We start from the raw sequence: 13,337 nt of genomic DNA, 5'->3' as shown, positions 1-13,337 counted from the left end.
TAAATAAGTTTATATTTTGTTCTGTCATCACTGAACTTTTCAACTAAATGTACTTCTTTCAAAACATAATCAATTTTACGAGCTTTTAAAATGTTATGAATTTTGCTGATTGCAAATTCATCTTTTTTGTTTCTATTTTTGGAATTATTTTTGTTAGCCATCTCATCTAAATTATAGCCAAAATATTTTGAATTAAATAAGAGATTTTGCACAAAACAAAATCTCTTATTTTTTATCTTTAAGAATACTTAAAATTTGTTTTAAAGTATCTTCTATACCATCAATTCTTTTATTAGTTTTCTCGTTGTTTTCATTGATTACTTTAAGAAGTCGAATTTCTGTTTTAGATAATTCTTGGCTAAATTCTTGTCTTAATTCGTTTAATCCTGTATCTAATTCTTTGTGAAATTCTTCTCTTAGTTCATCTCTAACTTTATTCATATATATTTTTCATTCAGGATCATTTGTTGGAATTGGTTTGATTTCTCCACCATCTCCTTTGTTTCCATCTCCACCTGATGGAGTATCGATGTTTTCTTCTCCTCCATCGATAATAATAACTGTTTCTTCTCTCTCTTTTAACTCACCGATTACCTCATAAATAAGTTTATATTTTGTTCTGTCATCACTGAACTTTTCAACTAAATGTACTTCTTTTAAAATGTAATCGATTTTGCGAGCTTTTAAAATATTATGAATTTTACTGATTGCAAATTCATCTTTTTTGCTTTTGCTTTTAGAATTATTTTTGCTAGCCATAATATTTAAATTATAAACAAAATATTTTGAATTTTTATCTAGAATTTCATAAATAGTAAAAAATATGTACCTTCTTTTTCTTGTAATCAGAAAAAGTGGTACATATTTGTAATTTTAAAATAACTATTTTTTAAGAATTTAACTAGTTAATTCTAGGCAGCATAATAAATAATTACACCGATAATAATACCTAAAATTGCTAATAAAATATTAATTACAAAAGTTGTGATTGAAGCATCTGAAGCAATTGCATTTTGCTCACTTTGATGAATTGGTCTAAGTCATCAGTTGTTAGCTTGCTTTTGTTTTTTTTGCTCAAGTTGTTCTTTTGTGTATTTATTTTTTAAGTTAAATGGTCTTATTAAATTTTGGTATAAGCCAGTTTTTATTGAAATAATCATTAATAAATTAACTGCTAAGGAAACACCAAAAAGTGCCATAGTTATATTTGCTGGGTTATTGTTTTGCCCTTGAACTAAAGAGGTAATTAAAATAATTAGAATCACTATTAAGTTTCAAATTATGATTGAAATTACTTTTCTATAAGTCCAGCTGGCGATAAATTTTCTTCAAAGTAAAGAAAATTTATTTAGCTGCTTTTGATTTTGCTTGTTCATTTTTTAAACTGCTCATCGTTAGCATAAAGGTTATGATCCTGATTAATAAAATGCATTTTTGGCTTATTAGGATAAGCCTGTTCCATTAGATATTGCAGTGAAAAATTACTTGCTTGGAAAGGAATATTTGCATTTGATAATTTAGGAATTGAATCAAATAAGTTGATTGTGTAAGGATGTAGTGGGTTATTGTAGATTTCTCTAGTTTCACCTTCTTCAACAATTTTACCTAGGTGCATAATATGAATCTTATCAGCGATATATTCAACCATTGATAAATCATGAGCGATAAAGATTAGAGCAATATTATTATTGCGACATAAATCTTTTAATAGGTTTACTACTTGTGCCTGAATTGAAATATCTAAAGAAGCAATTGGCTCATCAGCGATAATAACTTTGGGATTTGAAATTAAAGCTCTAGCAATTACTATTCTTTGACGCTGTCCTCCTGAGAATTCATGAGGATAGCGGTAAGCAAACTGGCGCAATAACCCTACTTTTTCTAATGCATTAAAAATTATTAATCTTAGTTCAATCTTTTTAACTAATCATTTTGATCAAGGTCTTTTGATCACGCCAAAAGTATGTTTTAGGTTTTGAAAATCTTTAGCTAATAATTTTTGTTCAATCACAAATGATTTAACATTGTCTTGGCGACTTTCAACTTTTGAACGATATGATTTAACTAAAGTTTTATAGTCAAAATCTTTTGTTTTTAATGGATTAGTTTTTAATCAAATAAAAAATTCTTTTAATTTTGCTTTAGCTTTATCTCTTAGAATTTTATCATCTAAGTTAGCCTTTTTAAGATCTTCTAAAATAACTGCTTGATTGTTTAAAACAATCGCTAGTTCTTTATCAAATTTTTCTTTAAAATTAGCAGTAATTTTGTCATAAATTTCTTGTGCTTTAGCTAAATTATTTTCTGCTTCACTTAATGGATAACGTTCTGCAGAATTACCACTCATTTGTTTAATTTTTTCACTTAGTTGATCCATTTTTGACTTATTTTCAGCAATTTTTTTGTTTGCATTTTCTAAACGCTTGTCGCTTAATTTAGTGTATTTACTTAGATCAATTTGGAACTTAGTTTTAATTTGATTTTCAATGTCTTTGCGATCAAAAATCTTATCATTTGAAGTAATAGTTTTTAATAAACCTGCGTTATATGAATTAACTAATTCAATTAAATTTTCAATTTCTTGAGCAGGTAAAAAACTAATTTTACCATAAACTGATTTTAACTTTTTAATAGCAAGTTGATTGATCAACTGCTTTTTATAATTGTAATTATAAATAGCAGGATCGATTGCTTTTAAGCGCCCAAATTTATAATATTTATAATCTTTTTGATATTCAATAATATAGTTTTTGAAAACGTTTTTTGCTCTTTGTTCATTTGATCTTTTAGTATGCAATAACTTTTTATGCTCAATTTTTAAGTCTTTTAATTCCCGAGTTGCATTATATTTTTCTAAAGTAATTTTTTGTAAGATCTTAGCAACTTTTAAAGATCTTCTGGCATCTTTAAGTTGCTTTTCATCATCTTCTAAATCACTTGTACGATATTCATGCTGGTGTCTTCTATATAAAGAATCTAGTTTTTCACTAACATCATAATAACGGTTAATTACTTGATTACCTAAAGCTTGTACATCTTCATAAAAAACTAATAAAGCATTAAAAGCATCTTCATAAGTTTGAAACTTACTAAAATCTAACTTCTCAAAATTAGCATATTTTTCTAATAAAGTGTTAGTTGTTTTTAAACGCATTTTCAAAATTGAATTTTCTGCTAAAGTAATTTCTTTTAAAAATGTATATTTAAAAGTTGACTTAACAAGATCTCAATCTTTAAAAAAGTCTGCATATTTTTCTTTTAAGATACCATTAACTACTAATGGTTCTTTTAAAATAGAAAAAACATTGTGTTGAGGATTTAATGAAGTATGAGGATCTTGGAAAATCATCTGCATATTCTTACGCATAAACTTATTAGTATTACGGTTAATTTTTTTACCTGAAATAACTTTACCATTTAACGTTACTAGTCCACTATAATCATCATAAAGTCTGATTAAACTGCGTCCTACTGTAGTTTTTCCTGACCCCGATTCACCTATTAGTCCTAAAATTTCTCCTTCTTTTAAAGAGAAAGAAACTTCATCAACTGCTCTAACAACGCCTGCTCCTGAAGTGAAATATTTTTTAAGATTAGTAACTTTTAAAACTTCGTTTGGATTGTTTTTCAAATTCATTATTGAAATACCTTTTTTAGAACTTCTAACCTTTCTTTTAATTTTTCAGGAATATCAACTTGAGGTGCATCTGGATGTAATAATCAAGTTGCTGCATAATGTTTGGAAGCAACTTTAAATAATGGTGCTTCTTTTTTAAAATCAATTGCCATTGCATAATCATTACGTGGAGCAAAAGGATCTCCTACATGTAAATTAGCCATGTCAGGTGGTGTACCTTTAATGTTATATAAAGATTTTTCTTTATCTTCAGGAATAGATTGTAATAGAGCTCATGTATAAGGGTGTCTTGGGTTTGTAAAAAGCACATTTTTAGGTGCTTTTTCCACAATACGCCCTGCATACATCACATAAATATAGTCACAGAACTTAGCAACAACTGAAATATTATGACTAATAAAAATAATTGAGATATTATAATCTTTTCTAATTTGTTCAAATAAAGCTAAAACTGAAGCTTGCACAGTTGGATCGAGTGCAGTAGTAGGCTCATCTGCAATAATTAATTTGGGTTTCATTGCCACAACCATTGCAATTACAATTCTTTGTTTTTGACCACCACTTAAGGCATGTGGATAAGAATAAAATCTTTTTTCAGCATCTCTAATACCAAAAGATTTTAAAAGATTAATTAAATAATCTATTTTTTCTTTTTTAGTTTTAAAACTTTTATCATGCTTAATCGCATCTAATAATTGTTTACCTATTTTACGAGTAGGATTTAAACTAGTTAAAGGATCTTGAGGTATGTAACCAATTTGATGTCCTCTGATTTTACTTCATTGGCTATCTCTTTTAGTTTTTAATAAAGGTAGCATATCTAGTTTTGCTAAAGACATTTTTTTAGCTGAAACAATCGCCCCTTCATTAATATTTAATAAAGATTTAGAACTAACTGATTTACCCGATCCTGATTCACCTACTAGTCCAACAATTTGTGCTTTATCAACTGAAATATCAACACCACGAATAATATTGATTAAACGGTTTCTTCCTTTTTTAAAACTAATTCATAAATCTTGTACATCTAGTAAAAGATTAGATTTAGTTGTTGCATCTTTTCAATTTAAGTTATCTTGTGGTTCACTAGTAACTACTTGCGGTGCTTCTGATTTTAGGTTTACTTGTGTAATTTTATTTAACTTTTGTTTTAATCCTGCTAATTTAGTTGTTTCTTTTTTTACTTTTGTTTGAGAAACTTGATCTTTATTTTGTTCTTGATTAAACATTATTTACTTCTTTCAAGACGTGGATCTAAAGCATCATGTAGACCGATAGCAACAAACTGAAGTGAAATAGTTACTGATAATAAGATTAACCCAGGAAAAACTAACACTCAAATATTATTACTATAATCGTTAATTGCTCGACTCAAAACATTTCCTAAATTTGGATCTGTAGGGTCATTTAAAAATCCTAAAAATGCTAGTGAAGAAATCAAGAAAATTGCTGATGGAATTCTAAGAACATATGAGTTAAATAATTTTCCTAAAATAGAAGGTAAGATATGGAAAATAATTAATCTCATTTTTGATGCACCTGCTGCTTGAGCAGCAACAACAAATTCTCTGTCTTTCATGATAATTGTTCAAAAACGAGCACCTGAAATAGGGTCAGCCCAGTTGATTAGTATTAATGATAAAGTTAACGACCAAATATTAGTACCCAACAATGAAACTAAAATAATGAAAAATACAATTTGAGGTAAAAGTTGAAAAATCTCAACAGTTCTTAAAAAGATTGTATCAATTCATTTACCTACGTGGAACCCTAAATAAATACCTACAAATACTCCTATCATTGTTGTAACTGTTGAAACTAAAAAAGCAACTCCTAAAGATTGACCTGCCGCAACTCATGTACGAGTTCATACGTCTAAACCATCTTTATTTGTGCCTAAAATTGAATTTAAATTATAAGCATTAACTGTTTGAAGTATGTTATTAAATTGTTCTGCATTAGGTGCAGTATTTGAATTTGCTAAAGTAAATGTTTCAACTGCATTAGATAAAAGTTGTAATCTTAAAACATCGTATGCATTATATGTTGCAAGTGTTTCACCTATAACATCTCCTGATCGAGATTCAGGCAAAGGGAAATTATAGTATTGATTATATAATTCATAAAGCCTATTTATACTTGCTAAATTTGTTGTAGATATTTGTCTGTCAACAATCATAGGATTTGATGCAGGGGGTAAACCGTTTGTGAAAAACTCAGAACTATTTGCAATAATTTTTTCTGTTGCTGAAAATGTCGAAACTAAAGGTGCAATAATAACAAACGCTAAAATTATTAATAAAAGAAAAAACATTGCAGAATAAAATGGGTTTTTAAAAAAACGTTTTAAAATTTCAATTGAATTTTTTTTAGGCTTACCTATTAATTCAGAAATTTTATTTTGTTCAATATCTATCTTCTGAAAATCAACAGCTGTTAGATTTCCTAACTTATATCTTCTATTAAATTCTTTATTGTCCATTAACAATTCCTTTCTCTTTTTTTGCATTATCTGATTCAAGTTTTATTCGTTTAAATCATCAGTAAATAACTTTGAAAATATCGATGTTTGCTTTATTTGCAATTTTGATTCGTGGATCTAAGAATGTTAAGGAAATGTCGATTAAAATTGACATCCCTAAAGTGATTGCTCCATAGAAGGAAATTGTCCACATAATTAGATCTAATTCTCCTGATGGAAATGCCTGTATAAATGTTGTAGATGTTCCTGGAATATTGAAGAATCTTTCGATGATGAAAGAACCACCTAATAATCCTGTAAATGATGGAACAACAATTGCAAAGATTGGAATTGAAATATTTCTAAAAACATATTTGAAGAAAATTGCACTTTTCTTCATACCTTTTGCTTTAGCGATTAAGATGTAATTTGACCCTAAAACATCTACTGTAATATTTCTGGAAGCACCTGCATAACCTGCCATTGAAATAATAGAAATTAAAAGAATTGGCATTAAAAGTGCAGAAACTGCCCTTGAATCGAAGGTTGCTCACCTTGGATCTAACCTTATTTGAAGACCTAATTTAAATGCTAGCAATAGGAAAAACGGCGCTAGTACAAAACTAGGCAATGATATAAAAATTTTGACAAATAAATTTATTAAAAAGTCAATAAATTTTCCTCTATGGTATGCAGCAATAATACCTAGAGAAGTCCCAAAAAATGCTGAGAAAATAAATGAAGGTAAAACAAACCTGATTGAATAAGGAAGTGGTTCAAAGAATAATTCCCTTACAGTTGTTGTTGATGAAGGGTTATACATTGACCCTAAATCTCCACTAAAAATATCTCCAAGTCAAATGAAGTACCTTTGAATTACAGGTTTATTAAAACCTGCTGCTTCGCGAAGATTTTTGATTTGCTCTTCAACACCTGCAGTTGATCCACGGTCTAACAAAGAAATAAAAGGGTCTCTACCATAGGTAGCAAGCAATAAATAAGATATAAATGTCAAAAGAAATAAAGAAAGCAGAGCTAACCCTGCTCTTTTTAAAAAGTAATTAATCATGGTTATTAAAAATTATAATTATTTTGTTTAATTTTTTTAAAAAAACACTTAATTAATTATCTAGGTTGACAACCATATCTCTGAAAGCCTGATGTCCATCAATTTGAATTGGTCTTCTTAAATATGCTTGTCTTAATCCGATTGTTGGTGTTGTTCCTTTTGATGCATATAAATGTCTTGTAACAACAGGACCAATTTGAGCTTGAAGGATAGTTAACTCACCTGCCAGTTTTATCAATTCATCAGTTGTTGCATCGTTTGCGTATCCTGCAACAAATTCAGCTAACTGTGCATGAAAATCTAATTTAGTTGAAATATCTTGAGTTTTATACCCTGATAAAACATCTTGTAATCTACCTCCATCATCACTAGGCATTGATGCTAATTGCTCAAAAGTTGTGTATTTTGCAGCAGTAAATGTTTGTCCTTCATCTGATGAAACGAAAGAAGGCAAAATGAATTTCTTATCAGTAATAGCTTTTTGTAATGCTTTACCAAATTTTGTAACTTCAGGAAACGGGTTTGGTTTTGTAGAATCAAGCAATGCATAATATGCAAGTGCAGGAACAAGTTCACTTTTATCAGAATGCATAAGACCAATTATACCACTTCCTATACCATCATAATCATAACCTCATCCTGTTAGTTCACTTTGTGATTTACCTTGAGTAACTGCAGGATAGAATTCTGCTGTATCTTTTGGTTCTAAATTTCAAGGTTCAAGTCTTGAATCTAGTGATTTTACCAATTCAATATATGCTTTGTTTGATGCAGTATCTTTAGCATCTGGATTTGTTCAAGGATATATAATTGCTCATTTAATTTTATCTGTACTTTGTAAGTTATTTGCTTGATAAAAATCATCCAACAATATTTTCATTTGTGCTTTAACAACATCATATGCATATGTTTTATATTGCTCATTCAATAGAGAACCTTGACTCGCTTTTGCTGTGTTTAATGTTGGTGTAATTGTATCAGATTGTTCACCACCTGAAGTAGATGTATTAAATTTGACAGAATTTAATTCCTTGTCAAATACTTTAGCAATATTTACTTGATCAGAGTGTTGTCTAATAGTATCTGTTGATTTTGCATTGATTAACCCATCAGGTGCAAATCTTGAAGTTCATGATGTATATTCATCACCTAACAATTCACCTACATTTTTCGCAAAGTTTCATGCTGCTTGAAATAGAGTTCTAAATCTTAATCCTGTGCCATGGTAAAAAGTTTCAGTAGTTGACTTTGTACCTTTTACAAGTAGTTCTTCAGCAGTTGCTCCTCACATTAATTTTGCAAAGTTATCATTATAATATTTATATTCACCATTTGAAACTAGTTTATCAAAAGCTGCTTTAGCTTTTGCTTCATCTGTATCCAATTTTGAAGGTTGAACAACAGGCAAGGTTCGCATCAATAATGAAGTTCTTTGTTGAGGAACATTGTATTGACGTCACTCGACTTTAGCTTCTGCTTTTTCAGATTCTTTTAATGTTGTATAATCTGTTGCAGCAACGTCGCCTGCTTTAAACAATAGAAAATTATCAGAAGCAAATGAATCTTTTTTCTCCACATATTTTTCTACATATTCATTAACAACATTTTTTGCATCAGCAAATGATTTAATTACAAAGTGTTTGTTTTTCTTGAAAATATTGATTTGTGTAATGCTATTTCTACTATTCATGTAATATGGTCCTGCGTATAAATATTGTTTATAAATATCTAATTGCGACTTTCCAGGAATAAGTCCATATGAATAAATAGCCATTTCAGATGCAAGACCTGTCGGGCTAATACCTAAATCAGCATTTCACTTACTATAATTTTCTTTTATATATTCTGAAGGAGCTGCAGCCATAACTGAATTATTAACAAATGTTTTTAGAAACATATTAGCAAAATCTGCAGTTTCTTTTAAGGGGTTAAAAGTTAAATATTCAATATTTTCAACTTTTTCTATAAATGTATCTCTTTTAACTAAATTCGAAGAATCTACACCAAATAGAGAAAATAAATATTCATTAGGATAAGAATCTTGATCTTTAAAGCGTGTTGTAACACCATAATTATCAACTAGGTTTTTATCGATTTCTTTAGAACCACCATTTGTTCTTCTAAAATCAGGGCTTAGTAATTTGGTTCTAACGAATGAATATCAAAAATCATCAATTTTAACTTCGTATTTTGTTGCATTACCTTGTCAGTCAACTCATTTAATTCCTGATTTAACTGAAATTTGTAATTTTCTTGCAGTGCTTAAATCTCTCAAAAAGTTTGGATGATTAATTGATTTTGTATCAGCACTTGAAGCCATTACAGATGAAAAGTTGCCATTTTTAGCACCATCGATTTCATGTTTGTCGTTATCATAAATTACTACAGATCCATCTGATTTAGTAACACGGATATCCTTAGCAATTGTAAGTTCTAAATGATTTTGTGTTACATTTGTAATTTCAAATTTACCTTCTGATAGATTTTTATAAGTTGCCTCACCTACACCTACTTGACTTATTAAATTAGCATTTAATAAGTTTTGTGTAGTTAGGTTTGAACCACCGTATGAAGCAGTATGCTCAGCAGTATATGGTATTGTTTCATATTTAGCCTGGCTATTAATTTCATACCTTGTTCTTGCATCGATTGTATCATCTTCATTTGAACAAGCAATTGCTGTTGAAACTAGAGCAGTAGTTACTGTTAATCCTGAAAATAAAAGTAAATTTCTTTTTAATTTTTTCATATTTTTCCTTTGTTTTGTATTTATTTGAAATTTATAAAATAAAACTAAAGTATTTGTTTAATACTTTAGTTAATTATAGTTTTATTATAAATCTAATCTATTTGGAAAATAGTTTAGATATTAGAGAATTATCTTAAAAAAATAACTGGATAAATCTTCTTAAATTATAACTAATTAAAGTAATTAACTTTGAAACATCTTGGCAGCTTCATAGTTGCTACTACGTTTAAATTTTGTTTCTAGGTTAAGTGCAAAATATTTATTGTTGTAGTCAACAATAAATTTGGTTTCAGTAATTTTTGATTCAAATCTTGAAATCATTTTGCTACTTCCTTTTAGTTAGATTTTTTATAAATTTCTGCAATAATTATATAGAAAAATTTTTAAATCATTCAAAAATTTTACGATTTTTAAATTTTTAAAAACTCGCTTTTTTATAACTATACATAAGCAAATTTAGTCCATAAAAAAATTAACCCTCTAAAAGAAGGTTAATTAAATCTTTACTTAAATTAGTAGTTTAATTTAAGCAAGCAATTTAGATTTTACTTGCAAAGTAAATTCTAAATTGATAAAACAATTGTTAATGAGAATTATTAATAATTGCTTTTAATAATAGCATTGTTGCTGATGCTACACCATTAATAAATGGTGATTTACCTTTATCACTTGTAAAGCGCACAGTTGCTGCACTATCAGGTGCAAAACCACGGGTATAACCTTCTGAACCATTTCTTCAATCATTTACTAAAGTAATAAATCATTGACTATCTTTATATCCAATAAAAGTACCTGATTTAGTTCCGTCAACCATGTTAAAGTGTCATGGTCTACCATTACCTACATTAGTATTTCCTGTATGGTTTTGTAATCCACCAATTACTAGTGTTTCACTATTAGCACCAATTCATGCAGTTGGTGCTTTTCCATTAGACAAAATAGTCATTAATTCAACTGGGTTTTCTGTTGAACCCTTAACGTCACTTAATTTAAATGGATAAATTAGGTTATAGAAGTTAATAGGTGTTGGTGAAGTTGACTTAATTTTTTCTCCCATAGCATTAGCAAAATTTAATAACTTGCGTTCATTATTAGCATTTGTTCTAGCAAAAGGTCTAATAAAGTTTGCTCAACTAGTAAATGTATTACCTGTTGATAATTCATTAAATACTAGTGAGACAAAGTGGTTATTAACATCTTTAGTATAAGCACCTTTAACTGTTAAAAATAGTGGTAAGAACCCTTCAAAATCAGTTTTAAAAGTAACTTCTTTAGTTTGATTATGATCTTCAGTTCTTCTTAAAGTTGCTTTAAATACTAAACTAGCAGATGTAGTGTTAATATCTCATGTTAGCATTTTGCTAGTATCTACAAATTCAACGCCAGTAGTTGCTGTTTTAATTTTAGTATCATCTGAAGCACTGTTATTTAATAAATTAAAAATATAAGTTGAATCAGATAATTGACCACTAGCTAGTTTTTGAAATTCTTTAGCTTCATCTAAAGTAACGTTTTCTTTTACTTTTCAAGCGTTAATTTCTTTAGCAAGATCTTCTAAACTATGTACTTGTTTAAAACCGCTTAAAGTTACATTTTTACCATCAACTTGATCAAGTACTTCAGTTGTAGTTCCATCTACTTTAAAGTACTGTGTTTTTTCATTATGTAAACGTGATAAGTAGAAGTTAACTACTAAAGTACCTGTTTCATCATTAACAGCAGTAGCTTCTTTAGCAACTCTTAGTTGTAAATCAAGTGCTTTAATTTTAGATACTTTAGTTTGTAAAACACTAAAGAAAGTTCTGACAGCTTCATCTAAATTAGTTGAAGCTTCTTTTGCACTTCTAGTTGAACTTACTTCAATGGTTGTTCCTTGAGAAGCATAAATTTCTTTAACAGCATCAGCAGTTGTTTGTAAACTAGTTACAGTTACTTCTTTAGATGCTTCTGTATCTTGTAAAACTCCTTCTAATGAGTATCATTTTTCAGCTTTTTTAAGACCTACTTTAACTTTTAAAGTACCTGCATCATTATCAACAGATTCTAAAGTTAAGACTACGGTTGCACCTTCAACATTTGTGGGTGCAACTCATAAACTACCTACTGTAGCTTCTAAGTTTTCTTGAGTAACACTAGCAGGTAAAATAGTTGTTTCATTTTCTAATGCTTTAGTTTCAGTGACAGTTTCAAATCATGCTTTAACTAAAGCAATTGTCGGATCAACTTGCACCTCTCCACCTTGCCCTGAACCAGCACCAGAACCTGGATTTGTTTCATCTGTTTTTACTTTAAAGCCACTTAAAATAATATCTTTACCAGCTGATTCTTTTTTATCAACTTCGCCACCTTCAACATTGAAGAATTTAGCGTCAGTTTCAGCTAAAACAACCTTAACAGTTAAAGTTCCTTCAATATCTTTAGCACCTTCAGCCACTAATAATAGTGAAACAGTTAACCCTTCAGGAGCAGCTGGTGCTTTATCAACAAAGCCATTAAGCACTTCTTGAGTTACTGAACTAGGTAAGGTTTGTGCAACTACAGAATCAGTTAATGCTAATGTTGCAGGTAGTGATTTATAGTAAGCAACTGCTTTTTCAGCATTAGTTTGAGCAGTATTTTTAAAGCCGCTAACTGTGACAACTTTAGCAACTACTGCTTGCTCATTAGCAGCAGTTGCTCCATCAGTGTTATATCAAGTTGTGCCTTTTGATAAGCTTACATTAATTTTTAAACTTCCATTAACATCTTCTGAAGATGAATCTACTAGTTTAAGATGACTAGTAAATCCAGTAGGTACTGCTGGCAAGGCAGTTTGTAAGTTTTCTGCTTTAAATCAGTTATAGCACTAGGAAGTTGATCTTTAACAGCATCTGCTGCAGTATTAGTAGCAGGCACTGAATCGTATCATTCTTTTGCTAATTCAGCCTCAGTTTTAGGTGTTTCTGTAGCTCCTGGAGCAACATAGTTAATTGTCACATTAACTTCGGCATTAGCTTCAGGTTGCATAAAAGAAATTTTTAGTTTTAAAACTGTTTTGTTATTTGCAGCATCAGGAGTTGCACCATTATTTAATTCAAATGTTGCCTGCCCGACAGCATTCTTAAATGCTTTTGCTGAAGCAGTATCTAAGATTTTTTCTAAATCAGCAAAACTTTTAACTCCTGCAACAGCAGTATTCATTTCAGTTAGTGTTGCATAAGTATTTTTAGCACTTAGACTTGCTTTTTGAATAGCTTCTGCTATTGAACCTACGGCAGCTTTTCTAGAGTTAAGTCGGTCATCTTGACCTGGTGTTTGTGAACACGCTATCGCTGTTGAAACAGCGATAGAACCAACAACTAGAGTTGTCATAAATAAAATAGACTTTTTATTTAATTTTTTCATTAAATCCCCTTAATTGAAATTACGTAAAAATAGATGA

The 13,337-nt window shown here is 29.3% G+C and carries 10 protein-coding genes; all 10 read right to left on the bottom strand.

Features of this window, described 5'->3' with window-relative positions:
• Window positions 1-225 precede the first annotated feature (225 nt).
• The 10 genes from CJF60_RS00740 to CJF60_RS00700 all read right to left on the bottom strand — a co-directional run bounded on the left by CJF60_RS00740 (window position 226) and on the right by CJF60_RS00700 (window position 13,300).
• On the bottom strand, window positions 226-759 hold the full coding sequence (locus tag CJF60_RS00740) for a hypothetical protein (RefSeq protein ID WP_084232815.1): 534 nt from the start codon (window positions 757-759) through the stop codon (window positions 226-228).
• A 152-nt stretch (window positions 760-911) separates the two neighbouring features.
• A complete protein-coding gene (locus CJF60_RS00735) occupies window positions 912-1,376 on the bottom strand; it encodes a hypothetical protein (protein WP_084232814.1) in 465 nt (154 codons plus the stop codon).
• Window positions 1,349-3,637: an ATP-binding cassette domain-containing protein gene (locus CJF60_RS05415; protein WP_084232813.1), complete on the bottom strand. Its 2,289-nt coding sequence runs from the start codon at window positions 3,635-3,637 to the stop codon at window positions 1,349-1,351. The genes CJF60_RS00735 and CJF60_RS05415 overlap by 28 nt, the downstream gene beginning before the upstream one ends.
• On the bottom strand, window positions 3,637-4,866 hold the full coding sequence (locus CJF60_RS00725; protein WP_084232812.1) for an ABC transporter ATP-binding protein: 1,230 nt from the start codon (window positions 4,864-4,866) through the stop codon (window positions 3,637-3,639). The genes CJF60_RS05415 and CJF60_RS00725 overlap by 1 nt, the downstream gene beginning before the upstream one ends.
• Window positions 4,866-6,119 (bottom strand): ABC transporter permease, encoded by a 1,254-nt coding sequence (locus CJF60_RS00720; RefSeq protein ID WP_159444222.1) that lies wholly within the window; start codon window positions 6,117-6,119, stop codon window positions 4,866-4,868. Before CJF60_RS00720 ends, CJF60_RS00725 begins: the two co-directional genes overlap by 1 nt.
• On the bottom strand, window positions 6,109-7,167 hold the full coding sequence (locus CJF60_RS00715) for an ABC transporter permease (protein ID WP_084232810.1): 1,059 nt from the start codon (window positions 7,165-7,167) through the stop codon (window positions 6,109-6,111). The genes CJF60_RS00720 and CJF60_RS00715 overlap by 11 nt, the downstream gene beginning before the upstream one ends.
• 52 nt (window positions 7,168-7,219) lie before the next feature.
• A complete protein-coding gene (locus CJF60_RS00710) occupies window positions 7,220-9,916 on the bottom strand; it encodes an OppA family ABC transporter substrate-binding lipoprotein (protein WP_084232809.1) in 2,697 nt (898 codons plus the stop codon).
• A 183-nt stretch (window positions 9,917-10,099) separates the two neighbouring features.
• Complete coding sequence (locus tag CJF60_RS05195) at window positions 10,100-10,237, bottom strand: hypothetical protein (RefSeq protein WP_159444221.1); 138 nt, start codon at window positions 10,235-10,237, stop codon at window positions 10,100-10,102.
• 262 nt (window positions 10,238-10,499) lie between these two features.
• Window positions 10,500-12,722 carry a lipoprotein 17-related variable surface protein gene (locus CJF60_RS00705; RefSeq protein ID WP_159444220.1) on the bottom strand — a complete coding sequence of 741 codons (2,223 nt, stop codon included), beginning with the start codon at window positions 12,720-12,722 and terminating at the stop codon, window positions 10,500-10,502.
• Window positions 12,680-13,300 carry a hypothetical protein gene (locus tag CJF60_RS00700; protein WP_084232807.1) on the bottom strand — a complete coding sequence of 207 codons (621 nt, stop codon included), beginning with the start codon at window positions 13,298-13,300 and terminating at the stop codon, window positions 12,680-12,682. Before CJF60_RS00700 ends, CJF60_RS00705 begins: the two co-directional genes overlap by 43 nt.
• Window positions 13,301-13,337 lie beyond the last annotated feature (37 nt).

The organism is Mycoplasmopsis agassizii (genome assembly GCF_002272945.1).
GTDB lineage: Bacteria > Bacillota_I > Bacilli_A > Mycoplasmatales > Metamycoplasmataceae > Mycoplasmopsis_B > Mycoplasmopsis_B agassizii.
Note: the sequence above shows the minus strand (reverse complement) of the source record. Positions and strands in the feature narration are given on the sequence as shown.